The sequence below is a fragment of the Streptococcus sp. genome (genome assembly GCF_032481935.1).
In the GTDB taxonomy this organism is placed as follows: Bacteria; Bacillota; Bacilli; order Lactobacillales; family Streptococcaceae; genus Streptococcus.
Genome location: NZ_JAWERU010000005.1, coordinates 1 through 25,606 on the forward strand (window position 1 = coordinate 1; position 25,606 = coordinate 25,606).

The following is a 25,606-nucleotide window of genomic DNA, read 5'->3' on the forward strand; positions in this document are numbered from 1 at the left end:
TTCTTCTAGTGCAATCATATGCATGCTCTTTTCTAAAATGTTCTTTCTAAAAAGTATTATACCACTCTAAAAAGAAAAATCAATATCTTGTGTTAAAAAATAAAATTTTTTTAAAATTACACAAGATATTGATTGTTTTATTTTAATTTGTAAAGTTTAAAGTCTTTGAATTCACTTTGAACTGGTTGATAACTTTCTGCCAGAAGCTGTTCTACTTCCGTCCAGAGAGCTGTTTTAGTATTGACCACAATCACTTTAGGCTGATTATCACGTAAATCATTGACAAGTTTGCTACGATTTGCATCCAGGCCAGTATATAATTTTGGTGATAGCAACTGACTAGCTGCTAAACGTTCACTAGTCTTATAACCATTAGTAAGATCATCCCATATATAAATACGATCTGTTGCCTGTGTTTGTCCTTTAACCGTAGTTTCGATACGAGTTCGTTCTTGATATTGTTCTGAGTGAAGAACATAACGGGCTACCAGAGGAGCAAAAAATAGGTAGGCCAAAGCTAACACTGGCAAATAGACATTACCCTGAAGAAATATTGCCCATATTGAGGGTACTTCTCGATGTCTTCTACGGCGATTGGCTCCTTCTAATTCCCCAGTTCGAATGTGAGTCAATAGAAGAATGGACAAGAAAGGAAGAAAAGTAGCTAGACGACTACCGTGAATCGGCTCTGTAGAGAAAATTTCCAATCCTAGTAACGATAAGATAGCTACTGAAGCAAAAATAGATAAGACATATTGCTTGCTTGGCTTAGACTGGAAAAGCCCTGTAAATACGAATCTTAATCCTCCAAGACCAATTGTTAACAATCCATAAAAAAGGAGGTTGTCTAGCAAGAACGGATTGGACATAAACTTCAAACTATCTACTGGATAGAGAATTTGACTAATAGCATTCCCGAAACTCCCGTTATAAGCCGTATAGTAACCAATTGGATAAAAGAAAAGTGAGAACCCAAGACCAGCTGCAAAAAATTGATAGAGCCCATGAACTAAGCGACCACGCCCAATATTAAAGGCTAACAATGCAAATAATAAGACTAGAGCATATAGAGCTGTAACTAGAGGGGCAAAGAAAAATGCTAGAGCCAGGCTAATCCCAATACGCACGAAACCTTTGTCATGATTATACTCTACCAAATACCTTGTTACTAAACTAAGAGCGTAAAACAGGAATGGAAGGGCCAAAATGGTGGCATAACCACCGCCAAAGCTAAGTCCTCCAGCAAGAAGATAAAAGATGGTCAACACTTGTTGCGACTGCTTGTTCTCCTCCGTCAAGGTATAAGTTGAACGGAAAAGAAAAATCCCAGCACCCACTAGAGCAAACCAAGTAAAGGCTGCAAACAAAATACTACCCTTGCTTAGATACTGTAAAAAGTAATAGAGAAGACCACTCGTTCCAAAATAGTCTGTGTAGATATCTCCCCCCTGGTGCATCGCCCATCCCATATAAAAATCTTGTGCCTGTTCTGGGCTAGTTAGTCCTAGCAAGAAAGGAAGAACTACAGATACAAGTACAACTAAAGTGCTCCAGATTAGGATCTTAAATAATGGTAAGGGAGCAAATGAACTTGGTTCATCCTCGAAGCGCTCCTCTCTCCCAACTAAATCATCCTGAATTCCCGTCCAAGATGGAGTTGGTTCCTCTTCTAATCTGCCATATACGTTCATTCATTCTCTCCTATGTTTTAATTTGTTCTAGTATATCAAAAAGTCTAGAGCTTGTCAGCCTGTGGTGGCCATTTGTCTAACTTTTGACAGAGACTAGTGAAGCGCTCAATCTCATAAAAACGATGATAAGAAGCTTTTTTATAGTGGTCTAAAAAATTTTTTTCTTCTACCGTCAGCATAATCATTCCTCCTTTTCTCTTTATTCGAAAATAGAGGATGTTTCTATCAAAAAAGCTGAATTCCCTAAAAGAGAATTCAGTCTTTTATCTTTAGTCAGCTTTCTTTTCTAAATTTTTTGAAATGCTTCGATTTTTACCTTCCAGGTACACCATCAGAATAGAAATATCTGCTGGGTTTACACCAGAGATACGGCTAGCCTGACCGATGGTTTCTGGATTAATGAGTTTGAACTTCTGGCGAGCTTCAGTCGCGATAGAGTCAATGTCATCCCAGTCGATGTTGGCTGGAATACGTTTTTCTTCCATGCGTTTCATCTTGGCAACCTGATCCATGGCTTTTGAGATGTAGCCTTCGTACTTGATTTCTGTTTCAATCAATTCGATAATCTTGTCATCTAACTCTTCAGCAGCAGGTCCAATAAAGGCTACCACATCTTGGTAAGAGACTTCTGGACGACGGAGGAACTCCTTGGCAGTGACTGCATCTGTCAATGGTTTGAAGCCCATTGCTTCAACCTTAGCATTGGTTTCCTTGACTGGCTTGAGTTTGATGCTGTCTAAACGAGCCATCTCATTGTCAAATTGATTTTTCTTGATTTCAAAACGAGCCCAACGTTCATCATCTACAAGACCAATCTCGCGTCCCATCTCAGTCAAGCGCATATCGGCATTATCATGACGAAGAATAAGGCGATATTCAGCACGACTGGTCAAGAGACGGTAAGGTTCAATAGTTCCCTTGGTTACCAAGTCATCAATCATGACCCCGATATAACCGTCACTGCGCTTCAAAATCAACTCAGGCTTGCCTTGGATTTTCAGAGCCGCATTGATACCAGCGATAATCCCTTGGCCTGCTGCCTCTTCGTAACCAGATGTACCATTTGTCTGACCAGCTGTGAAAAGTCCTGAGATTTTCTTGGTTTCCAGAGTCGCACGCAACTGGTGTGGTAAGACCATATCATACTCAATGGCATAACCTGTACGCATCATTTCTGCATTTTCCAAACCTTTGATAGAATGTACCAACTCACGTTGCACATCCTCAGGAAGGCTAGTTGAAAGTCCTTGGACATAAACTTCCTCTGTATTACGCCCTTCTGGTTCAAGGAAGAGTTGGTGGCGTTCCTTGTCTGCAAAGCGCACAATTTTGTCCTCAATTGATGGACAGTAACGAGGCCCTACTCCCTTGACCACACCTGTAAACATAGGCGCACGGTGGAGGTTATTTTGGATAATCTCATGGCTGGTACCATTAGTATAGGTCAACCAGCACGGTACTTGGTCTTTAACATAGTCCTCATCACGTGAAGTGTATGAGAAGTGATTAGGCGCTTCGTCTCCTGGCTGAATCTCTGTCACATCGTAGTTGATAGAGGAAGCCTTAACACGTGGAGGGGTTCCTGTCTTGAAACGACCGATTTCGAGGCCAAGCTCCTTGAGATTGTCAGCTAGATTAATAGAAGCTAGGCTATGGTTTGGTCCTGATGAGTACTTGAGATCTCCGATGATGATTTCCCCACGGAGGGCAGTCCCTGTGGTCACGATAACAGCCTTGGCAGCATACTCTTGATGGGTCGCTGTACGAACACCTACAACCTTGCCATCTTCCACCAAAATCTCATCAATCATAGTTTGACGTAGAGTTAGATTTTCTTGGTTTTCAACTGTCTTGCGCATTTCCTTAGAGTAAAGCTCCTTATCAGCTTGCGCACGAAGGGCACGAACAGCTGGACCTTTCCCAGTGTTAAGCATCTTCATCTGGATGTAAGTCTTGTCAATGGTCTTGGCCATTTCGCCACCGAGAGCGTCGACTTCACGCACGACAATTCCCTTGGCAGAACCACCGATAGAGGGATTACATGGCATGAAAGCCAGCATTTCAATGTTGATGGTCGCAAGCAGAACCTTGCAACCCATACGGCTAGCAGCTAGGGAAGCTTCCACCCCGGCATGCCCAGCACCGATTACAATAATATCGTATTCTTCCGTAAAATTATAAGTCATTTCTTAACCTTTCAAAAATTTCTCGCAAATAAGGAACTAACTTCTCCTCCTCTAGAGCTTGATCCATAGTAACCCATTTAAAGTGCGTATGCTCTTGAGGATCTAATCTGATAATTGGCTTCTCCCCAACCCACTCTGCTTTATAAACTAAGCGAGTAAAGACCGTATCCTTAGAGGTATCCAGTTGACTATCTTCGTGAAGAAGTTTGAGCGAACTGCTGTCTAGCCTAACTCCCGCTTCTTCAATACATTCTCTAAGAGCTCCATCTCGTGGAAGTTCACCCTTTTCAACCCCACCACCAGGAATATCCCAGTAAGTTGGATAAACGTTGGGTTGTCCTCTTTTAATTTCCGAACGCTGAATGAGCAAATAATCACCAACACTATGAACAAGCACATGGGCAATAAGCTTAACCATCATTTTCTCTCCTATTCTTCAAGATGAATGTGTCTTAGTTGGCCGTCCCAAGCTGGCAAAGCTGTTTTTAAAAAGGCTGGAACTAGATTGATCCCCTTAAGCTTATCCAAATCAATCCATTCGCAAGGTTGCGTCTTCTCATCTTCCTGCATGGTCAACGGAGCATCCTCAAGCAAATCCACTAGATAATGAAACTCGATATTGTGATAATAGACACCGTCTTGTTCAAAACGATTTTCAACTACAAAAGCTAGTTGCCCAGCTTGAGCTTTGACACCCAGTTCTTCCTTCACTTCGCGGACTACCGAATCTTCCGTTCTTTCATTGACTTGAATCGCACCGCCGATAGTGTAATACTTGCCCTTATCTTTGGTAACTAGGAGCTTACCATTTTGAAGAATCAAAGCTGTCGCCCGAACTCCAAAAACCGTATTTTCTACTTTTGTCCGAAAGTCTTGTTGAATCATCTTTTTTCCTTTCCTCTAAACGACACAAAAACAGTCAAAACTCGTAAGAAGTGCAGGACAAAAAAGCCTGCAACATCCATGAGCTTTGACCATCATGACTATTGTTAAAGTTATTTTATCAAATCAAATCGTTTTGTCAATGCAAATCACTATTTGAGCAAGGTCTGCACACTGACGATAATCATCTGTATTCCTATCGAGAATAGTAAAAGTCCCATCATTTTTGTTATAATTTTCATCAAATTTTCTCCCAAGAAGCCTGCAATTTGTTTTGCACTTCTTAACAGGAGATAAGTGATGACACATAGTAGAGCAAAAGCAACTACGGTCATCAGTTGATTCTGCAAACCTCCATTAGCCAGACTTAAAGCAGTTGTAATTGTACCTGGTCCTGCAAAAAGTGGCATTGCAAGAGGAGAAATAGCAATAGACATTGGATCTGAATTTACTGCTTGCTGCTCCATTCCTTTATAGCTGGGTGAATGATTACCATTAATCATATGATAACCGATAACGGCCACTAATATTCCACCAGCAATTCTGAAAGAAACAATTGTAATTCCAAATACTTTAAAAATGAAATCTCCTGAAAAGATAAAAACAGTTACAATAACAAAGGCAATCAAAAGACTCCTAAAAGCAATTTTTCGTGAAATTTTTTGACTATCATCTGCTACTAAAGCCATGTAAGCAGGAAGATTTGAAATTGGGTTCATTATAGCGAAAAATGCCATAAATGCATAAAAAAATTGAGAACTCATCGTTTTTACTTAACTCCAGTTAGACATACTGACAAACCTTGCCATCGCGGTAGGCATTGTCAATCAAACCGCCACCGAGACACTCTTCACCGTCGTAAAAGACAACTGCCTGTCCTGGTGTAATGGCACGCTGAGGTTCTGCAAAGATGACTTCAGCCTTATCTCCTTTGACATGGACGGTCACCTTAGAATCAGGCTGACGATAGCGGAATTTAGCCGTGCATTCTAGCGTAAATTCCTCTGGCATATCACGAGTAAAGTGGACCTGACTGGCTTCTAAGCTAGTCGACATGAGCGAATCATGGTAGAAGCCTTGGCCTACATAGAGAATGTTCTGGCTCAAATCTTTGCCGACAACAAACCAAGGAGCATTATCACCACCGTGTTGCCCACCGATACCGAGTCCCCCACGCTGACCGATCGTATAGTACATCAGACCAGCATGCTCACCCATATCGCGACCATCCACAGTCATCATGCGACCAGGCTGAGCTGGTAAGTAGTTACTGAGAAATTCTTTAAAGTTCTTTTCTCCGATAAAGCAAATCCCTGTTGAGTCTTTCTTCTTAGCAGTCGCAAGGCCTGCTTCTTCTGCTAGTCTGCGAACTTCAGGTTTTTCCAAATGTCCCAAAGGGAACATGGTCTTTTGGAGTTGTTCTTGTGAAAGTTGGCTGAGGAAATAGGTCTGATCCTTGCCATTGTCCACGCCACGAAGCATGTGAACGATGCCATCCTCATCACGCGTCACACGGGCATAGTGCCCAGTCGCTACATAGTCTGCTCCCAAGGTCATGGCATAGTCCAAAAAGGCCTTGAACTTGATTTCCTTGTTACACATAACGTCTGGATTTGGCGTGCGTCCTGCACGGTATTCCGCTAGGAAATACTCAAAAACGCGGTCCCAGTACTCTTTTTCAAAATTTACAGAGTAGTAGGGAATGCCGATCTGATCTGCTACTGCAGCCACATCCTTGTAATCTTCGGTCGCCGTACAGACGCCGTTTTCATCTGTGTCATCCCAGTTCTTCATGAAGATACCGATTACATCGTAGCCCTGCTCCTTGAGAAGAAGAGCCGTCACCGACGAATCGACACCACCACTCATCCCCACGACAACACGTGTTTTAGAGTTATCACTCATGGTAAGTCTCCCATCTATTCGTTTATTCACGATTGAAGGTCGTGTGTGCTTCACGATTGAAGGTCGTTTGAGCAGTTTTCATTATAACATGCTTGCTTAGAGAAGACAAGAAAGAGGCTGATAATCTTCCAACCTCTGGTTTTATTGATAAAAACTTTAGTCATCATCGTCTCTATAAAAATATTTTCTATACACCCTTGATAATATCAAAATTAATGCCCATATCGTACTAAGAGCTATAATAATAGAATTTATTGGATTTATTTCAGTATGTCCAATCACTAGTCCAATAATTGGACTAGTGGACATGCTTAGATATAATAAAAATAACAAACAATGTATTTCACCAATTCCTGCAAAAAAATGTTTCATTTCAACTATCCCAATTTTACCTTCTATCTTTATAATCCACAAGCAAATCAATTGACTTCTCTTTTTTTTGAAAAATCTTGATAGCAAATTTACTCCGCTTAAAGCCATTAAAATTTCAATGGGCAGAATTTCTCCAAGCGAAAAATGCAAACTGACAAAGTTCCTGCTAAAACACTATCCTCCCAGCAAATAGAGAGTCAGCAAAAATAAAACAACCGAAATTGGCAGAAAAGCAGCACGATTTGTTTTACAAAAAATGGCATAACAAAGACTACCTATCGAAAACGACAGAATAACTTCAATAGTTATCTTTAAAGTAGGGTAGTATATATTTTTAATAAAAAGAATTAAAAGGATAAACAATACCAATGAACAAAGAACGGATTTGATATAAAATTTTAAATGAGTCATAATTTATTTTTTAGATTCTACCTACTATAGATAAAATCACCTTTCTTATTTTCTTCTCATGATATCCACTTTATTTTCTATATTCTTATGATACAATATGTTTAATAGAATTCAATTTATTGTTAACTTTTTTCACGAAGAGGAGAAAATCATGCGCTATGATTTCGGGAAAGTATATAAAGACATCCGTGAGTCAAAAGGATTGACCCAAGAAGAGGTCTGTGGAAATGTCCTTTCAAGAACCAGCCTTTCCAAGTTTGAAAGTGGCAAGGCAACTCCCAAATATGAAAATATGGAGTTTCTTCTCCGTCAAATCAATATGAGTTTTGAAGAGTTTGAATACATCTGCCATCTCTATCAGCCGAGCCAACGCGCAGAAATCATGCAAACCTATCTCAATACGAGTTCCATCTTTGGTACCAGTAGTCTAGTCAATTTATTTGAAACATGCCAAGACTATCTCAAGATCCATCACGATCTCCCTATAGAGGAAATCAGAGATATGCTGGAAGTTGTCATTTATATCCGTCAACATGGAACAGGACAACTTTCAATCCAAGTGGAACAAACGGTCAAAAAGCTTTGGGAAAAAATTGAAAAACAAGATACATGGTATGAAAGCGACCTAAAAATCCTCAACACCATACTTTTTAGCTTTCCCATCGAACACCTCCACCTCATCACTGAACAAATCTTGCAGCGCTTGGAAGAATATAAAAACTATCGACATTTATATGAATTACGAATGACAATCCTACTCAATCTGTCCACCATCTACTTGTACAATCAAGATAAAAATACCTGTCAACAAATCTGCTACACCTTACTAGAGGATGCCAAGAAAAAGAAAAGATACGATATTTTGGCAATCACTTATGTTCGAATAGGTATTTGCACTAGTAATAATCATCTTATTCAAAAGGGCTTCTCCCTTCTGGAGTTAACTGATGAAACCTCAATGCTATCTCACCTCAAAAAGGAAGTAGAGACCTGTTATCAAGCAAAGGAAATATAAAAAAGTCGAGGAAATCCCTCGACTTTTGCATCTTATTCTGCTAGTTAGTTCTTAGTACCAACCGTTGTTAAGCCAGAAGTTCTTAGCTGCAGTCCATGAACCGTAACGTCCTGCAACGTAAGCGTCTGCTACACGTTCTTGGTTTTCTGCTGAATAGTCACCGTTCAAGTATGAATCTGTCAATTGGTAACGTCCGATGTAACGTCCGTTTGTAGCTGTGTAGCTACCGCCTGATTCTTTTTGAGCGATCCATTCTTTAGCTTCTGCTTCAGATCCGCTTACAGTTGAAGCTGATGCTGAAGTTTCTGTTGTAGCAACAGTTTCTTCTGCTACAGTTACACTTGCTGCTGGTGCTTCATAAGTTGTTGTTTCAGTAGCCGCAGGTGCTGCTACTGGAGCTTCTGCTGTCGCAGCTGAAGTAGTTGGTGCTTCACCATCAATAACCAATACTTGGTCTACATAGATCAAATGAATATCTTTAATCTTATTTTTTTCTGCCAATTTTTCAACAGTTGTATTGTATTTTTCAGCGATTCCTGATAGAGTGTCACCTGATTTTACTGTGTAAGTTGTTGTTTCTTGTGCAAAAGTAAGTGATGGTGCAAGGAAAGCAAGCGCTGCTGCTACTCCTACAAGTCCTGTTTTAATTTTGTTAGTTGTTGATTTCATATTAAAAGATTCTCCTTCTTTCTTATATTTCCATCATACCCTACTATTATTACTGTTTCTTGACGGTTTTATGTAGAAATGTTACAAGACTATGTTTTATTTCGCTTAAACAGCCTCTTTTTGTTACAAAAGGCCTGATTTTATAGGCTTTATGGGGATTTTAGATATTTTATCATGGAATTGAGCGCTTGCATCTAATCTTTGATATAATAGAGTTAAGAATCTTTTTAAGGGGAAACAGATGCAATCACTTCGTTTTCAATCTGTCTTTGATATCATTGGGCCAGTCATGATTGGCCCATCTAGTAGTCACACGGCAGGAGCTGTTCGTATCGGTAAAATCGTCTCTTCTATCTTTGACGATACTCCAACCGAGGTCGAGTTCCAGCTTTTTAATTCTTTTGCAAAAACCTATCGCGGGCACGGAACTGACCTAGCCCTTGTCGCTGGAATCTTGGGAATGGACACAGATGATCCAGAAATTCCAAATAGTTTAGAAATTGCCCACAAGCGTGGCATCAAAATTGTCTGGACTATCCAGAAAGACAGTAACGCCCCTCACCCAAATACTACGAAAATCACTGTTAAGAATGAGCACAAGACCATCAGTGTGACAGGAATTTCAATCGGCGGTGGTAACATCCAGGTGACAGAGCTCAATGGCTTTGCCGTATCCCTCAACATGAACACTCCTACCATTATCATCGTTCATCAGGATGTTCCTGGTATGATCGCTCACGTAACAGAGGCCCTCTCTCGCTTTGACATCAATATCGCCCAGATGAATGTAACCCGAGAAAAAGCTGGGGAGAAAGCCATTATGATTATCGAAGTTGATAGTCGCAACTGTGATGAATCTATCGAAGAGATTCGTAAAATTCCTCATTTGCATAATGTCAATTTCTTTCAATAGGAGAAAATATGTTTTACTCTATCAAAGAATTAGTCCAACAAGCCGAACTTGATTTTAAAGGCAATGTTGCGGAACTCATGATTACAACCGAGTTTGAGCTAACCGGTCGTGAACGCGAAGAGGTTCTCCTTCTCATGGAACGCAACCTTGAAGTCATGAAAGCTTCAGTTGAGCTTGGTCTTAGTGAAAAAAAATCTCGTAGCGGCTTGACAGGTGGTGACGCTGCCAAGCTAGATCACTACATCAAAAAAGGAAAGACCCTATCAGACTTCACTGTCTTGTCTGCCGCCCGTAACGCCATTGCCGTTAATGAGCACAATGCTAAGATGGGTCTTGTTTGTGCGACACCGACCGCAGGTAGCGCAGGTTGTCTTCCCGCAGTTCTCACATCTGCTATTCAAAAACTCAATCTAACTCATGAACAACAACTAGACTTCTTATTCGCTGCAGGTGCTTTTGGACTCGTGATTGCTAACAACGCTTCTATCTCGGGAGCCGAAGGTGGCTGCCAGGCCGAAGTCGGTTCTGCCTCTGCTATGAGTGCCGCCGCCTTGACTCTAGCTGCTGGTGGGACACCTTATCAGGCCAGTCAGGCCATTGCCTTTGTCATTAAAAATATGCTGGGCCTCATCTGTGACCCTGTTGCCGGTTTGGTTGAAGTTCCTTGTGTCAAGCGGAATGCCATGGGAGCAAGCTTCGCCTTCATCGCAGCCGATATGGCTCTAGCTGGTATTGAATCCAAAATTCCAGTTGATGAGGTCATTGACGCCATGTATCAAGTAGGATCTAGCCTACCAACTGCCTTTCGTGAAACTGCTGAAGGGGGGCTCGCTGCCACACCTACAGGTCGTCGCCTTCAAAAAGAAATCTTCGGCGAATAATTTCAAAATAACTAGGAGAGTATATGTCATCAATTTCCGCTATTTTTTTCGATTTAGATGGAACACTTGTGGATAGTTCTATCGGAATTCACAATGGTTTCACCTATACCTTTGACCAACTTGGAGTTTCTAGTCCTGGTGCCAAAACCATTCGAGGTTTTATGGGGCCCCCACTAGAAACCAGCTTTGCTAGTTGTTTACCAGCTGAGCAGATAGAGGAAGCCATCCAGCTCTATCGTTCTTATTATAAGGAAAAAGGTGTGTACGAAGCCCAACTCTTTCCACATATCAAAGATTTACTCGTAGAACTAGCTGAGCATTATCCTCTTTATATCACTACTACGAAGAATACACCAACCGCAGTTGACATGACTAGCAATTTTGAGATTGACCACTTTTTTGATGGCATTTATGGTTCAAGCCCTCAGGCCCTACACAAGGCTGACGTCATTCGTCAAGCTCTGGAAACTCATCATCTAGCGCCCGAAACGGTTGTTATTATCGGAGATACCAAGTTTGATATGATTGGTGCCCAAGAAACTGGCATTAAAAAACTAGCGGTAACCTGGGGATTCGGGGAGGAGAAAGACCTCATGGGCTATAATCCTGACTGGATTGCTCACCACCCAACAGACATTTTACACCATCTACAATTAAAACGTTAAACAAAAGACTCCCAGCCTAAAAGTTAGGTTTGGGAGCTTTTTGTCTGATCTTAATGAGGAGAATGACATTCCCCGTACTCATCCAATTATTCAAAAGGCGAAGCTTCTTCGCTTTCAACTTCTTTAGATCTATTGATTGTTACTATCTCTACTTCCTTACTTGGCATAGCTAGCAGAACTAATAGCGCAAGACGCCCGACCATTGGAACAAAGTGAAGGAAGATAAAGGCCCAGTGGAAACCTCCATCACGCAAACGGCGAATCTTTAACGCTAAAGTGGGCAACAAAAGGAGTAGAGCTAAAATGGCATAAACCATGCATATCAGGATAACTAAAGTAAAGTTCAGAGAAGGACCCTGGTTTATCTCTTTATTGAAGATAAGGATATACAGAGGTAGAAACAAGATATGATTCATCAACCAAACCCACCAGAAGTCAGGACGTGTTGAGCGTCCTACAAAATCTACATAACCTTTTAAAAAATTTATATAAGCCCTAAACAAGATATTTCTCCTTTTTAAAAACAATATGCTATAAAGCGTACATAGTTTTAAAACACTCCCAAATCTATTTTTAGATATGGGAGTGTTAGATATTCGCTTAACAATATAGAGAAAACTCTAAAACAGATTCAATTGTAAAACCTGAACTTCTTAGTTTTTGTCTGATTCTTCGAATGGTGAAACTTCTACAATTTCTTCAGTTTCATTGATTGTTACTACTTCTACTTGTTTCGTTGGCATAGCTAACAAAGCTAAAAGGGCAAGAGGTCCAACCATAGGAATAAAAATGACAAAGATTAGAGCCCAGTGGAAACCAGCATCACGTAGACGACGAACTGTCAAAGCTAACATAGGTAACATTAAGGCTAGCCCGAAAATCATATAGATAATAGCAATTCCACCCAAAGCCATAAGAGCAGTCTCATTTCTTGGATTTGCTAGTGCCTTAAAATATGCTGAGTAAAAAGGGACAAGGAGGATCATGTTTGTTAACCAAATCCACCAATACTCTGAGCGTTTTGAACGACCTGTAAAATCTACATAACCTTTAAAGAAATTCTTATATGCGTTAATCATAAGTTACTCCCAAATTTTTTAATTCATACTCCATGAAAATTGAAAAGCAAATCAGAAAGTCAGTTATAAACCATATCTAAGTATAGTAAAACGACACAGACCTTATTTACTTTGATTTTCAAATAGTATAAATTTAGTTTACCATAAATGTTCAACAATGACAAGTTTGTCCAAAAAATTGGTAAAGGAGTAGCAGTTATCAAGAAAAGGTATAATTCCACTCACCTCTAACATGAAGCTAGGAATCATACCTTTTTACTTTTTTAATGAATGTGAGTTGTTTCGTTAGCAAAACCGATAATAGCTTGCTTCAACTCTGAACCTTGCAAGGCACGGAATTCTTCAATCTTTTGATTGATAACTTCAAGTGGCATGACATTAACCTTACCAACAAAAATCTTATCCATGACTTGATTATCAACTAATTCAGTAGATACCAACAACTCCTCATAGAGTTTCTCACCTGGACGAATCCCCACTTCTACAATCGGAATTTCATTTTCAGTACGTCCGCTGAGAAGAACCATTTTCTTGGCCAAATCATAAATCTTAACTGGTTTGCCCATATCAAGAATAAAGACTTCTCCATCTTTAGCATAAGCTCCTGCATGGATCACCAAACGGCTAGCTTCTGGAATGGTCATAAAGTAACGAGTCATACGGAAGTCTGTCACAGTCACTGGACCACCCTCTGCAATCTGACGTTCAAAGACTGGAATCACACTACCACGGCTACCAAGAACATTCCCAAAACGAACCGCACAATAGGTAGACTGGCTACGTTGGTTAAATCCTGTAACAATCAACTCTGCCACACGTTTGGTAGCTCCCATTACGTTTGGTGGATTAACAGCCTTATCTGTCGAAATCATGACCATCTTCGGTACCTTAGCAGCATCAACTGCCTTGGCAACATTGTAAGTTCCGAGAATATTATTCTTAAAGGCTTCTTTTGGATTACGTTCCATCATTGGCACGTGCTTATGGGCAGCAGCGTGGTAAACAATGGCTGGTTGGTACTGCTCAAATACTTGAAGCAAGCGATCGTAGTCTTGGATGTCTGCAATCACAGGAACATAGTCAATTCCTTGGAAGCTACGAATCAATTCATGATAGATCAGATAAATGGAGTTTTCCCCATGACCCAAGAGAACCACGCGCTCTGGATTAAAGCGACTAACCTGACGGCAAATCTCAGACCCGATAGAACCTCCTGCACCTGTTACTAAGATGGTTTTTCCAGTAATTTCTGAGCCTAGGCGTGACTCATCTAGTTGAATTTCTTTACGTCCCAAAAGGTCCGTAATATCGATTTTTTGGAAACCACCTACCTGAGGATGCAATCCTTGTACAACCGACTCAATCTTGGGCATCTTATAACACTTCAAGCCAAGTTGGTTACACATTTTCAAGATACGCTCATACTCGGATGGATCAAGAGAAGGAATCGCAACGATAACTTTCTCTATCTGATGACGTTTTGAGAGTTCTGGTAACTGTTCATAAGATCCTAAGACTGGGATTCCTCCTAGTTTTTGGCCTTTTTTCTTTTCATCATTGTCCAAAATACCCACTAACTCAAGATCACTCGTAGGATGCTGGTAGCTGTTCATAAAGAGAGCTCCACCGTCTCCCGCACCAATCAAGAAGGTACGACGATGTTCCCCTTCTCCATCACTCTTTTTACGTCTAGAATAGATCAACTGCCAAGTGATACGAGGGAAGAGAATCAAGAAGGTTGTCAACAAGATAAAGAGAACGATGAAACGCACAGAGAAAAGTGGCAAGAAGGCATAGCATAGGAGATAGGACAAGACACTGCTGACACTTACTCCGATGAATATCTTCATAAAGTCTGTGATTTTGCTATAGCGACTAATGCTGGCATTGAGTCCCCAAAATCCAATCATAATCTGATAGAACAAGAAGGTCAAGCTCGTATAGATGACATAGTCCACAGGTGCTGGATTGATCAATCCATAAAATAAAATATAAGAAACAATAATAGAGGAAATCATGCTGGCAGCATCAAAAATCCCCCAAAAGACTTGTTTCTGTTGTTTATTTAATACTTCAACTAGATCAATTACATAATCTGTCATTTTTTTATTCATGTGAATGGTATCCTCCTACACAAAATCACATTTTCTAGTAATTACAAGATATTTTTCTAAAACCGATTAGTTATTTGCTTTTTCTCAATAGTTTTAAAAAGATAAACTGTCGGACAAAGCCTGGACATAGGGCAACGACAACTTGGATTAAAACACTTTTCAGATATTCGCCATAAGAAATCTGCCCACGCGCATGCATTCTTTGACGTGCTTGGCGATAGAGTTTGAGATAGCGAAGGCCACCACGACGTTCAAACATCCCCGATCCCACGCGTACCTTACAAAGAATCTGATCCACATTTCCAGTCCGAGCACCAGCACTAATCATATTGAGCCAGAGCAAATCATCTTCCATATAGAGCCCATCTTCATAGTTACCTGCCTTAAGAACCATCTCTTTTTTAAACATAACCGTCATATGATTAAAGGCACTTCTCATACGTTGGTAGGCGATAATCTCTTCGTGCCTAATCGGCACACGACGGTAAGAAACAATTTCATCAGGTTGATCGATGAATTCTGCAATATGACCGCCAAGTAGATCCAAATTTTCTGTTTCCATCAAGTCAAACTGTTGCTCGAAACGATCTTCAACAGCAATATCATCCGTATCCATACGGGCAATGACATCATACTGACACTGTAAAACACCATACTGTAGCGCCAAGCCCAACCCACGGTTTTGCTCCAGTGGACAGCGTTTGATTGGAATGCTTGACTGTGCTTCCAATTTTTCCAAAACTTGATATAGTTCAGGTGTCAGTGGACCATCTTCAACGATAACCACTTCACTAGGTTTGAGCGTTTGATGTAAGATACTTTTTACAGCCTCTTCTAAAAAGACAGGATTTTCTTTGATATAGACTGACATCAAGACGCTAAATTTCCTATTTTCAGACACAGTTTTTCTCCAATGTATATATTTTCTTTCACTATTTTATCACAAATTCCCAGACTTTCCTATTTTTATTTGAATCCCAGAAAAAAACTAGTAAATCTATCCTTCTTTTTTCCCCATGATTTCGCTCAACTAAGGAGCGGATTTTCTCACACCATCTTGACATCTATTGGAAAAAGCCTTAAAATAAGCTGTTATCAAAATCAGTTTGTTGAGGTTCACATGAAAAAACGATCACTCTTTTTTATTCTAGGAATTATCTTAATCGGAGCGGTCTTAAGAGCTCCTTTTACGGCCTTACCAACTGTTTTGGGAGATATTGCTCAAGGTTTAGGAGTTGAGGTCAGCTCGCTTGGGGTTTTGACCAGCCTTCCTCTCTTGATGTTTGCCCTTTTCTCCTCTTTTGCGACACGTTTGGCTCAAAAAATTGGACTTGAGCATCTTTTCACCTACAGCCTCCTCGTCTTGACTGTGGGTTCAGCGATTCGTATCTTCAATCTTCCCCTTCTCTATCTGGGAACCTTACTCATCGGAGCAAGTGTCGCTATTTTTAACGTACTTCTTCCTAGTATGATTCAGGCAAACTACCCACAAAAGATTAGCTTCCTGACAACGGTTTATGTTACGACTATGGGAATCGCGACAGCACTAGCTTCCTACCTCTCTGTACCCATTACTCAGGCAACATCTTGGAAGGGGCTGATTCTCTGCCTGTCCATGGTCTGCCTGCTAACCTTATTGGTCTGGTTCCCCAACCATGGCCACAATCATTTCCTAGAAGGACAAGAGAAAAAACAAAAGAAAGAGAACATTCTAAAAAACAAGCAGGTTTGGGCTATCATTATTTTCGGTGGACTTCAGTCCCTGCTCTTCTATACTTGCATGACCTGGCTACCAACCATGGCCATCAGTGCCGGACTATCTCATACAGATGCCGGACTTCTGGCTTCTATCTTTTCTCTAATTAGCATTCCCTTCTCCATGACCATTCCAAGTTTAACGACGCGTCTGTCTAATCGTCACCGTCAAATCATGTTAACAGTCATCTCTCTGGCTGGTATGTTAGGAATTGCCATGCTTTTATACCCAAGTAGTAATTTCTTTTATTGGCTGATGGCTCACCTCTTGATTGGCACTGCTTGTAGTGCTCTCTTCCCTTACCTCATGGTTTGTTTCTCTATTAAAACAAGCTCGCCTGAAAAGACGGCCCAATTATCTGGACTTGCCCAGACCGGTGGTTACATTCTAGCGGCCTTTGGACCAACTCTCTTTGGTTACAGTTTTAACATGTTCCAGTCTTGGGTTCCAGCAGTACTGATTCTTCTAGTAATTGATATCATCATGACAATCGCCCTCTTTATGGTGGATCGAGCTGATAAAATCCTCTAAAAAATTTTAGAATTTACTACAATAAACTCACTTTTCAAGCTAGACATCTGTCTGGCTTTTTTCTTTTAAAAAGGTTTGAAAGGCCTCCTCACAAGACTTTCGTTAAGCTAAAACATGCTATAATATACCTAGGAAGATTTATCGTTTAAATTTGATAAAGAAGACCATGATGGAAACAACTATACAATTTATCTCTCAAAGAAGTCGAAACTCTCTCAATTGAAGGGGATTGTTTTTCCCCTAAAAACATCCATGTAGATTCCTCTAACTTTTTAAATGATATACCATAGTTACGCTATTTCAACTTTTTTACTGGTATCCTAAAAAGTAAGGATGCAACTTCAATCATTAATCTGATAAAGCTAGAATATCTAACAATCAAACCTTCCAAGGAGGTTAACCTTTTGCATCATAAAATCCTTCAATTCCCAAAATTGAAGGACGGCTCAGTCATTGAGAAACCAGAAATCTATCTAAAATAAAACCTTAAAGAACTTTACTTGTTTTAACTCAATTACAAACAAGTATTTGTTTAAAAGTCTAAAAAGACTATTGAAAATGTAGTAACATTTAAGGAGAAATTTATATGCTAGCAAAAGCAGGGGACGTCTATTGTGTTTACAATACCCATCTAAAAAAATACATAGCTTGCCAGATAACCAAGATCGAAGAGGGGGAGAAAAAAACTCAGGCTGTCCTACTGTCATTAGACTGGTCAGGAGAGGAACCTCTTACAGAAGAAGAAATATCTTTCTTAAAGCCACTGTACATTGATTTTATGTACTGGGATAGAGGCTTGCATCTGAGTAATGTTGATATTCATGTGCCGTCAAATTATATTTTTATTGGGAATACAACACCATTAACAACCGAAAGCACAAACACATATGCTATGTTTTGGGGGAATGGTTACGATATTTATAGGCAACTGAAATGGCAAGAAATACCAAAAGAAAAAAGAGATTTGTTTAAGAAAGCAGATAAAAGCAAGGAAAAGGTTTCATTTGCAGGAAATGAGTATCGTATTTCTAAACACAATATCAATGACGAGTGGACGCCTTTTGAAGACGCATTAGAATTAAAAGTCTTTCCTTGTTTATCTAAGTTGGCATTAACTAAATGGCACAAAAATATATATGAGTATTTGCAATCGACTCCTTTTATTACAGAACTAGTTCTTGAAAATTATGGACAAACAAAACTGGATTTTTCTAAGACATCCATACATCGACTTTCCATTGATTTGACAGGTGTAGAGGAACTTAGATTGAACGATGATTTAGAGGAACTATTCTTATTAGGAGACATGAGAGACAATTGTCAGATACTTGTAAAAGACCATGGAGCCAGCTTACGATTACACCTTGATAACTCTCTACCCAAGGTGCTGGGATTAAAAGATTTAGGAGCTATCCATTGTTCAAACATCCTCGAAATAGACTTTGCACAAGTCTTGAATAACTATCCAAAGATTAGAGAATTGAGATTGTGGGGGAAACCTGGTAATATTCTTAATTTCCATAAATTATCAGAGTTAAAAGAGTTAATCAATTTTTCAACCGTTGATTTGTTTGGCTTTACTGCAGAGGATATCCCAAAACCAGAAGATTTACCTCAATTAAGCATGTTTTGGATGAGCAGCTTACCAGAAGATGCCGCTAAAGTAGCCAAAAAATATTATAAAAAACAGCAAGACAAGGGACTGAATCTTTGGATAACAAAACCGAGGAAAGCTGAATGGCTAGCCCAAAACCTAGACAATCCATTTCGCTCATGGGATGGACAAGAGAATATTTCAAGCGCAAACGCAAAAAAAGCAGCCTCTCTATATAGAAAGACTAGAGCAAGCCTTATAAAGCTTCTAGAAAACCCCAATGAGAACACTACGACAAACGTAGAAGTTCTCATAAGAGAATATACTCAAGGTTTCAATAAAATGGACAAGCGTAACTGTTTTATTGAAACAATCGAGAGAGAGGATATCTATAGTGCCCTAGTTGAGATCTTAGATTTACTACCTGAAGATTTAGGGATGGACAAAGAAAAATTTATAGAAATATTTGATGAGCTAAAGGATTTTTAAATGAGAAGCCTTTCTAGTTCATTCCTGAAACGGAGATTATCATGACTAACTTTATACAGACTATCACAGTAGAAAATCGGCAGGTCGACAAAGAAAATTACTTTACAATTGGCTACTCTCCTGAGATAGAAAAATCTTTACTGTGTGTTTATATTTCTTGGGTTGCTGGTTACGAACGCTATTACGAGTTAGATGACGGAGATTTGGCTCTCTTTGAAAGCAAACGAGAAACATTTCTCAAAAAATATGAAAAAGAAATCAAGGCTTATCGGACTGAAAGATTGATTGGTTCTGGGGCTCTGAGGGATTACAATTTCAGATCTTTGCCTGAGAATATCCTAGAAAACTTGGATAGCTATCCTCCATTTAACGGATATGTCTATCAAAACGGCATCCTCTGTGCCAAAATCAAGATTGAAGACAAGTATTTTTATCTTCCGCCCATTTATGATGAGGATTGCAGATAAGCATTGCCTCAAAGTAATGCAAAACAGCCTCCAATCTTCTAGTTTTTACTAGGAGATTTTTATATATAAAAATTTTACACATATTGCTTGACAAGGCTTACATTTAGATGTATGATGTATGTGTAGAATAATTATATATAAAATTTTTACATACTAAAAAAGGAGGTGCCCCATGTATTTTCCAACATCATCGGCCTTGATTGAATTTCTCATCCTGGCCATCCTAGAACAAGGGGATTCCTATGGTTATGAGATTAGCCAAACCATTAAACTCATTGCCAAAATCAAGGAATCCACCCTCTACCCCATCTTGAAAAAACTGGATACCAACCGCTATCTGACTACATACTCTCGCGAATACCAAGGTCGGATGCGCAAATACTACTCTTTGACAGAAATCGGAGAGGAGCAACTCTTTGTCCTTCGAGAAGAATGGACACTCTACACTGACACGATCAACGGCATCATAGAAGGGAGCATTCGCCATGACAAGAACTGAATATTTGAATCAGCTTGAAGCCTATCTGATGAAGCTGCCTCAATCTGATCGTATCGAAGCCATGGACTACTTCAAAGAACTCTTTGATGATGCTGGGCCAGAAGGTGAGGAGGAGCTTATCGCTAGCCTAGGAAGTCCAAAAGAAGCTGCCCATGATGTCCTGACTACACTTCTTGATAAGAAAATCAACGAAGAAAATTCCAGCAAGAACGACCGCTATATTTTACGCATCGCTCTTCTAGCCCTTCTTGCAGCTCCTATCGGAATTCCAGTCGGAATTGCTCTTCTCATGGCTATCATCGGCATTTTTATCGCCGCTGTCAGCGTACTTATTGCCTTCTTTGCTGTATCAGTAGCTGGACTAATCCTAGGAGGCGTTCTCCTATTTGAAAGCTTCTACGTTCTGGCTGAATCGACATCTGCTTTTATTCTGATTTTTGGTGGAGGTTTATTAGCGATCGGAGCTTCGTCTCTAGTCTTGCTAGCAACTTCTTACGTGACCAGATTCTTTGGATTACTAGTCCTTCGACTTATCCAATGGATTCTTAATAGAGGAAAGAGAGGTGAAAGACATGCGTAAATGGACAAAAGGATTTCTTATCTTTGGTGTTGTTACTAGTATCATTGGTTTTTCCATGATGATCATCGGCATCCAAACAGATGGTGTCAGAAGCCTCCTTGCAATGTCTCAAAATCCAGTATTTGAAAGTCGAATGGAAGAACTCGTTTTTGATCAAGATATTGAAAATCTAAACATTTCACTAACAGAACATTCGCTCGTCATTACGGAGTCAAGCGATGATAAGATTCACATCCAGTATCATCCAACCATCTCTGAAAAAGAAAATCTTCAACACTCTATCAAAGAGAAAAGTCTTGAAATAACTGACACCAAGTCAACTACACGTCGCTCTATAGGTTCTAGTATCGAAGGTATTCTCTTTATCGCAAGCGGAATTTCTAGCCGCAATGATGAAGTTGTTCTCTCATTACCAAGAGGAAAAGACTTAAAAAATCTAACTGCCCAGGTAGACCATCGTATCCTTTCAATTGCTAATGCAAAACTCAGCAATGCCAAGATTCTGTCAAATGGATATCTCCTTCGTATCACTGATAGCGAGATTAAAAATAGCCAACTAACCACAGTTGGAATTGTCAATGTATTTGAAACCAGTCTAACAGATAGCCGCATCCAAGCAGAGCATGAACATATCATGGCAGACGATATCCAAGTACATGGTAGGGTGGAATTCGAGGCCAAAACAACTATCTCGCTCGAGTTATCCCAAAAGGAACTTGACCGAATCAATGTAGATTTTTCTGCTGAACATGGTGAAATCTATCGTTGGCACCGAGACGGACATGACAGCCCTAAGGGAGGTAGTAAAGGTGAAACTTTAGCTAACCCATACAAAACAGAAAAAAAAGATACGCAAGATCTCCTCGTCGCAAAAGCGAATCAACGTATCTATTTCCCAAAATGAGATCGCATACCTACTTATAGAAAGTATAAATAAAAATAACTGGTAGTTACTACTCAAAAATTAATCAAAAAAAGGGAGGTCTATTATGACTCAAGAATGGTTTGAAAGTGCTGATTTCGAAAAAACAGCCAACAATGATAAAAAAGATAGCCCATCCGACTCAGTTCTCCTTGAAGAAGATTCAGAGACAAGAGAAGAGGCGCCAGTAGTTGAGGAAAATCCTCAAGCCAATCCAGAAGATAAGGAAACTAGTGAGGAAACTGTAGAGACTGAAGAACTCGCTGAAAAATCAGAAAAGATAGACGAGTCAGAAGAACCTATTAAAGAAGCTTCTCAGAAAAGTCAATCTTTGGAAAGCCCGTTTTTACCAGATTCTGTATCTACCAAAACAGCGCTATTCGCAGTATTCAAAGAAGAACTGGCTGATCTTTGGTTTTGGCTACAAGGTGCCCTTAAAGAACCGACAGCAAGCATTGATACAGATAAAAAACATAGTTATAATGCCTTTGCCCTGCTGACTATCTTTTCTGCTCTTAGTTTCTTCTGTGCGATTTATCATATCAAGCATAACTACTACGGCCATATGGCGGCTATCAACTCTCATGTCAGCGAGCAGTTCCCTTCACTGAATCTCTTTTCTATCTTCTCCATCTTGGTAGCTACAAGCTTATTCTTCTTTTCTATCCTTATGGGTGGATTCGTGGTTAAACGTTTTGTCAATCAGGACAATGACTGGACACTGGAAAAAGCCTTGCAAGAGTATAGCAAACTCTTCGCCCTTCCTCTCCTGCTCACGGGTATTGCGAGTTTCTTTGCCTTCTTTAATAGTCTACGTTTTGCGGCTCTTCTTTGCCTCATTAGCATTGGTCTGGTACTTCTTGCCAACCTTTATACCATCTCAAGACCAAGTAAAGATAGCCAAACTGACTCCTTCTATCGCCTTCTCTTAGCATTTCTAGTTAACGGTGGTATCCTATTTCTCTTCTTCCTAGCAGAAATGACTCTGGTTTTTGAATATCTACGAATCCTAGCTTTTATGTAAGATAAAGATAGCGAGATAGAAAGATATTAGCTTTAGAGGATCATTACTATAAAATTTTAAAAACAAAAAAGCGAACAAGACCGAATTCTGATAATCAGAAAACTAATCTTGTCCGCTTTTTTACTTTATAGAAACTTTTGTCACAGATTCCTTATTTATCTATTTGCTAAGGCTTCAAAATCCTCTCCTGAAACTGGTCCTACCTCTACTTGGTTGGCATCCAAATCCTGACAAAGTTCCTTTGGTAGAACTTCTAAAAAGGCTTGGTAATCCAGTCTAGCTACCGCTTCATAGTCTTCAGGCTTAGAACCATCTCCAGATATTTTCACCAGGTCAATCTCCCAGACAAGATCCTTACCAGCCAACTGCTCAACATAAGGTACAGGAACAACAGGACCTTTTGGCAAAATAGTCTTTACTCCTTGAGCCAGGTGGTAGATTCCATGAACCTTACCCTCACCATCTGGGTAGAATTTAGCACTTGCAGGATAAGCATCTGACCCTTGAACCCTCTTAACTAATTCTTCAAAACGTGCCAGTCCATCTTCTTCTAGGAAACTTTCTAAATCCTTCTTATCAAAGAAAATAGTTAATAGAATTCCTTGGCAAAAGGCCAAATGAGCAGCCTTATCAGCTAGATAGTTCTTAACCGTTTCTTGGAAATAGTTTTCCAAATCAAAGTCTGCCAAGCCTTCAACCGCTTCACCAACCTTGCTAGACAAAGCCCGCAAGAGCCCTTCTACAATCTCCCAGTCAGCTCTTGTAATCAGGTCAGGAATGATCACTTGATAGCCTTTTTGAGCATCTACATAACGAACTTTAAAGAGAAATTGAGACTTGCCTACGATTCCACACTCGATATACTCAAGACGATTGAGGGGTTGACGAAGATAGACGGCATCATAACTATGTGACTCTAAGCCATCTACTAGGGCCAAGACTGACTTAGCTGTTAAAATCTCCTGTTGTCCTAAAATACTTTGTTTATTTGGAATAAAAAATGTCTTCACCATAATGGTCTCCTTTGAAATCGTTTACATATAGTATACACCATTTTCCTGAAAGATGCAGAAACAAATTTAAGATTTTTTAGTCAAAAGCATAGAAAAACAGCCCGTCAGGACTGTTGATACTATTATACGACTTCAGAATGATCTAGGTTCTCACCAATCGCTGCTAGACGCTCGATGACTTGGTCTTGTGTCAATTCATGTTCTAAAACATAGCGATTACGTGGGTGAACACGACACTCGTGCGAGCAGCCACGAAGGTATTTATCTTCATTGTCTTCTGATGCCAAGATACGACGGTTACAGAATGGATTTCCACAGTTGACATAGCGTTCACATGGTGTTCCATCAAACCAATCTTTCCCTACGATAGTTGGGTTAACATGGTTGACATCGACTGCGATACGCTCGTCAAAAACGTACATTTTACCATCCCAAAGTTCCCCTTGAACTTCTGGGTCTTTCCCGTAAGTCGCGATTCCTCCATGCAATTGACCGACATCTTTGTAGCCTTCACGAACCATCCAACCAGAGAATTTCTCACAGCGGACTCCACCAGTACAGTAAACTACGACGCGCTTGTCCATAAACTTTTCCTTGTTATCACGGACCCATTGTGGCAATTCACGGAAGTTGCGGATATCTGGACGAATAGCCCCACGGAAGTGACCAAGATCGTACTCGTAGTCATTCCGAGTATCAAGGACAACTGTATCTTCGTCTAGGAGGGCTTCTTTGAATTCTTTTGGAGACAAGTAAGCACCTGTTGTTTCAAGTGGGTCGATGTCGTTGTCAAAGTTATCATCCTCTAAACCAAGGTGGACAATCTCTTTCTTGTAGCGAACAAACATCTTCTTGAAGGCTTGCTCACTTTCTTCGTCAATCTTGAACCAGAGGTCTTCCATACCTGGAAGGCTGTGAACGTAGTCCATGTATTTTTGCGTTGTTTCGTAGTCTCCAGAAACGGTTCCGTTGATCCCTTCGTCAGCGACTAGGATACGACCTTTTAGGCCGATAGACTTACAGAAAGCCAAGTGGTCTGTAGCAAATTGTTCCGCGTTTTCGATGGGAACATATTTATAGTAAAGTAAAACTCGAATATCTTTTGACATTTGCTTCTCTTTTCTAAGATTAAATTATCAGAATTTTTCATTCAACTATACCAGTATACTCTCCCAAGAAAGCGAATGCAATTTATTTGACCGAAAAATGAAAACAAGACCCAGTTTCAGATCTTGTTTCAGCTAAATATTCGATGAAGAAAGGTTACCAAAAATGGTAAGGTTGCGACAATATTATTGATAACATGAACGATATAACCAGGATAGATACTCTTTGTATAGCGAGTTAAACCCGCACAAAACACTCCAAATGACGAAAAAACAAGAATATCTAGGAAATTGGGAAAGCTTGAAAAGTGAGGAAGAGCAAACAAAACCGAAGGAAGAATCAGGTCAAGCCCAAATTTCGAATCTTTAAAGAAGGCATGTTGGAACAAGCCCCTATATATCAACTCTTCCATCAGAGGACCTAGGAAAAATAAGGTTAGATAGAGTCCCAACTCGGCAAAATTTGTCTCACTATAACCGATCAACACGGCCCAACCTTCATAGGTAGACTGAACATGTCTAGCCGTTTGGAAATTAAACGTTATATGAAGCACAGCTACGAGAATTGTCAGCACTGTATACCACAGCCATTTTTTCTTTGAAATAACAAAAAGATATCCATGTCCTGTATTGATTAAAATTCCTATCATGATGCCAATAAAGACAAGACTGACAAGGTTTCGGATCCAGAAAAAATTGCCAATTTGAGAAGAAAATTGCCAGTAATTTTGGATCATAAGCGTCAACTGAGAAAGTCCATATACGAAAAATAGGTAGGATAAGATTGCGCTTATTTTAAAGAATGGATGATATTTTTTCATATGACTATAACCTATGTTAAA

Annotated in this window: 27 protein-coding genes; 11 read left to right on the plus strand and 16 right to left on the minus strand. The window is 39.8% G+C overall.

What is annotated here, in order from left to right:
* Nucleotides 1-137 precede the first annotated feature (137 nt).
* The 8 genes from E7C97_RS01305 to E7C97_RS01340 all read right to left on the minus strand — a co-directional run bounded on the left by E7C97_RS01305 (nucleotide 138) and on the right by E7C97_RS01340 (nucleotide 7,036).
* Nucleotides 138-1,691 (minus strand): damage-inducible protein CinA, encoded by a 1,554-nt coding sequence (locus E7C97_RS01305; RefSeq protein ID WP_316107795.1) that lies wholly within the window; start codon nucleotides 1,689-1,691, stop codon nucleotides 138-140.
* Nucleotides 1,692-1,735: 44 nt separating this feature from the next.
* Complete coding sequence (locus E7C97_RS01310; RefSeq protein WP_316107796.1) at nucleotides 1,736-1,870, minus strand: hypothetical protein; 135 nt, start codon at nucleotides 1,868-1,870, stop codon at nucleotides 1,736-1,738.
* Between the two features lie 90 nt (nucleotides 1,871-1,960).
* A complete protein-coding gene (gene mnmG / locus E7C97_RS01315; protein ID WP_316107797.1) occupies nucleotides 1,961-3,877 on the minus strand; it encodes a tRNA uridine-5-carboxymethylaminomethyl(34) synthesis enzyme MnmG in 1,917 nt (638 codons plus the stop codon).
* Complete coding sequence (locus E7C97_RS01320) at nucleotides 3,867-4,298, minus strand: NUDIX hydrolase (protein ID WP_316107798.1); 432 nt, start codon at nucleotides 4,296-4,298, stop codon at nucleotides 3,867-3,869. Before E7C97_RS01320 ends, mnmG begins: the two co-directional genes overlap by 11 nt.
* Nucleotides 4,299-4,306: 8 nt before the next feature.
* The gene (locus tag E7C97_RS01325) at nucleotides 4,307-4,762 is read right to left on the minus strand and encodes an NUDIX hydrolase (RefSeq protein ID WP_316107799.1); all 456 of its coding nucleotides are present in this window, start codon (nucleotides 4,760-4,762) and stop codon (nucleotides 4,307-4,309) included.
* A gap of 149 nt (nucleotides 4,763-4,911) precedes the next feature.
* A complete protein-coding gene (locus E7C97_RS01330; protein WP_049526536.1) occupies nucleotides 4,912-5,523 on the minus strand; it encodes a MarC family protein in 612 nt (203 codons plus the stop codon).
* 19 nt (nucleotides 5,524-5,542) lie between these two features.
* Nucleotides 5,543-6,664, minus strand: coding sequence for a tRNA 2-thiouridine(34) synthase MnmA (gene mnmA, locus E7C97_RS01335; RefSeq protein ID WP_301393363.1), 1,122 nt, complete (start codon nucleotides 6,662-6,664; stop codon nucleotides 5,543-5,545).
* 156 nt (nucleotides 6,665-6,820) lie between these two features.
* Entirely contained in the window at nucleotides 6,821-7,036 is a 216-nt protein-coding gene (locus E7C97_RS01340) for a hypothetical protein (protein WP_316107857.1), read from the minus strand.
* A gap of 562 nt (nucleotides 7,037-7,598) precedes the next feature.
* Between E7C97_RS01340 and E7C97_RS01345 the strand changes: the two genes are divergently transcribed.
* Nucleotides 7,599-8,462, plus strand: coding sequence for a helix-turn-helix transcriptional regulator (locus E7C97_RS01345; protein WP_316107804.1), 864 nt, complete (start codon nucleotides 7,599-7,601; stop codon nucleotides 8,460-8,462).
* Between the two features lie 51 nt (nucleotides 8,463-8,513).
* On the opposite strand, the gene E7C97_RS01350 is transcribed toward E7C97_RS01345, so the two are convergent.
* Nucleotides 8,514-9,131 (minus strand): LysM peptidoglycan-binding domain-containing protein, encoded by a 618-nt coding sequence (locus tag E7C97_RS01350; RefSeq protein ID WP_316107806.1) that lies wholly within the window; start codon nucleotides 9,129-9,131, stop codon nucleotides 8,514-8,516.
* 241 nt (nucleotides 9,132-9,372) lie between these two features.
* On the opposite strand from E7C97_RS01350, the gene sdaAB reads away from it, so the two are divergent.
* The 3 genes from sdaAB to E7C97_RS01365 are packed head-to-tail and all read left to right on the plus strand — an operon-like array spanning nucleotide 9,373 to nucleotide 11,590.
* On the plus strand, nucleotides 9,373-10,044 hold the full coding sequence (gene sdaAB, locus E7C97_RS01355; RefSeq protein ID WP_001191178.1) for an L-serine ammonia-lyase, iron-sulfur-dependent subunit beta: 672 nt from the start codon (nucleotides 9,373-9,375) through the stop codon (nucleotides 10,042-10,044).
* Nucleotides 10,045-10,052: 8 nt separating this feature from the next.
* Nucleotides 10,053-10,925 (plus strand): L-serine ammonia-lyase, iron-sulfur-dependent, subunit alpha, encoded by an 873-nt coding sequence (gene sdaAA, locus E7C97_RS01360; protein ID WP_316107808.1) that lies wholly within the window; start codon nucleotides 10,053-10,055, stop codon nucleotides 10,923-10,925.
* Between the two features lie 23 nt (nucleotides 10,926-10,948).
* Entirely contained in the window at nucleotides 10,949-11,590 is a 642-nt protein-coding gene (locus E7C97_RS01365) for an HAD hydrolase-like protein (protein WP_316107810.1), read from the plus strand.
* A gap of 86 nt (nucleotides 11,591-11,676) precedes the next feature.
* Here E7C97_RS01365 and E7C97_RS01370 read toward each other — a convergent pair whose 3' ends face one another.
* The 4 genes from E7C97_RS01370 to E7C97_RS01385 all read right to left on the minus strand — a co-directional run bounded on the left by E7C97_RS01370 (nucleotide 11,677) and on the right by E7C97_RS01385 (nucleotide 15,654).
* The gene (locus E7C97_RS01370) at nucleotides 11,677-12,093 is read right to left on the minus strand and encodes a DUF805 domain-containing protein (protein WP_398581081.1); all 417 of its coding nucleotides are present in this window, start codon (nucleotides 12,091-12,093) and stop codon (nucleotides 11,677-11,679) included.
* 150 nt (nucleotides 12,094-12,243) lie between these two features.
* Nucleotides 12,244-12,669 carry a DUF805 domain-containing protein gene (locus tag E7C97_RS01375; protein ID WP_316107812.1) on the minus strand — a complete coding sequence of 142 codons (426 nt, stop codon included), beginning with the start codon at nucleotides 12,667-12,669 and terminating at the stop codon, nucleotides 12,244-12,246.
* A 263-nt stretch (nucleotides 12,670-12,932) separates the two neighbouring features.
* A complete protein-coding gene (locus E7C97_RS01380) occupies nucleotides 12,933-14,783 on the minus strand; it encodes a nucleoside-diphosphate sugar epimerase/dehydratase (RefSeq protein ID WP_316107814.1) in 1,851 nt (616 codons plus the stop codon).
* 70 nt (nucleotides 14,784-14,853) lie between these two features.
* Nucleotides 14,854-15,654 (minus strand): glycosyltransferase, encoded by an 801-nt coding sequence (locus E7C97_RS01385; RefSeq protein ID WP_398581084.1) that lies wholly within the window; start codon nucleotides 15,652-15,654, stop codon nucleotides 14,854-14,856.
* 249 nt (nucleotides 15,655-15,903) lie between these two features.
* Between E7C97_RS01385 and E7C97_RS01390 the strand changes: the two genes are divergently transcribed.
* The 7 genes from E7C97_RS01390 to E7C97_RS01420 all read left to right on the plus strand — a co-directional run bounded on the left by E7C97_RS01390 (nucleotide 15,904) and on the right by E7C97_RS01420 (nucleotide 22,645).
* A complete protein-coding gene (locus E7C97_RS01390) occupies nucleotides 15,904-17,070 on the plus strand; it encodes an MFS transporter (RefSeq protein ID WP_316107817.1) in 1,167 nt (388 codons plus the stop codon).
* Between the two features lie 586 nt (nucleotides 17,071-17,656).
* Nucleotides 17,657-19,153: a gliding motility protein gene (locus tag E7C97_RS01395; protein ID WP_316107818.1), complete on the plus strand. Its 1,497-nt coding sequence runs from the start codon at nucleotides 17,657-17,659 to the stop codon at nucleotides 19,151-19,153.
* Nucleotides 19,154-19,194: 41 nt separating this feature from the next.
* Nucleotides 19,195-19,620 (plus strand): hypothetical protein, encoded by a 426-nt coding sequence (locus tag E7C97_RS01400; protein WP_316107820.1) that lies wholly within the window; start codon nucleotides 19,195-19,197, stop codon nucleotides 19,618-19,620.
* A 172-nt stretch (nucleotides 19,621-19,792) separates the two neighbouring features.
* A complete protein-coding gene (locus E7C97_RS01405; protein WP_000273853.1) occupies nucleotides 19,793-20,119 on the plus strand; it encodes a PadR family transcriptional regulator in 327 nt (108 codons plus the stop codon).
* Nucleotides 20,106-20,699: an HAAS signaling domain-containing protein gene (locus E7C97_RS01410; protein WP_316107822.1), complete on the plus strand. Its 594-nt coding sequence runs from the start codon at nucleotides 20,106-20,108 to the stop codon at nucleotides 20,697-20,699. The genes E7C97_RS01405 and E7C97_RS01410 overlap by 14 nt, the downstream gene beginning before the upstream one ends.
* Nucleotides 20,692-21,603: a DUF4097 family beta strand repeat-containing protein gene (locus E7C97_RS01415; RefSeq protein WP_316107823.1), complete on the plus strand. Its 912-nt coding sequence runs from the start codon at nucleotides 20,692-20,694 to the stop codon at nucleotides 21,601-21,603. The genes E7C97_RS01410 and E7C97_RS01415 overlap by 8 nt, the downstream gene beginning before the upstream one ends.
* Before the next feature lie 85 nt (nucleotides 21,604-21,688).
* The gene (locus E7C97_RS01420; RefSeq protein WP_316107824.1) at nucleotides 21,689-22,645 is read left to right on the plus strand and encodes a DUF6574 domain-containing protein; all 957 of its coding nucleotides are present in this window, start codon (nucleotides 21,689-21,691) and stop codon (nucleotides 22,643-22,645) included.
* A gap of 155 nt (nucleotides 22,646-22,800) precedes the next feature.
* Here E7C97_RS01420 and E7C97_RS01425 read toward each other — a convergent pair whose 3' ends face one another.
* From E7C97_RS01425 to E7C97_RS01435, 3 genes are all read right to left on the minus strand, one after another.
* Entirely contained in the window at nucleotides 22,801-23,658 is an 858-nt protein-coding gene (locus E7C97_RS01425; protein ID WP_316107826.1) for a DUF4299 family protein, read from the minus strand.
* A 122-nt stretch (nucleotides 23,659-23,780) separates the two neighbouring features.
* Nucleotides 23,781-24,767 carry a rhodanese-related sulfurtransferase gene (locus tag E7C97_RS01430; RefSeq protein WP_316107827.1) on the minus strand — a complete coding sequence of 329 codons (987 nt, stop codon included), beginning with the start codon at nucleotides 24,765-24,767 and terminating at the stop codon, nucleotides 23,781-23,783.
* A 128-nt stretch (nucleotides 24,768-24,895) separates the two neighbouring features.
* A complete protein-coding gene (locus tag E7C97_RS01435; RefSeq protein ID WP_301393393.1) occupies nucleotides 24,896-25,585 on the minus strand; it encodes a CPBP family intramembrane glutamic endopeptidase in 690 nt (229 codons plus the stop codon).
* Nucleotides 25,586-25,606 lie beyond the last annotated feature (21 nt).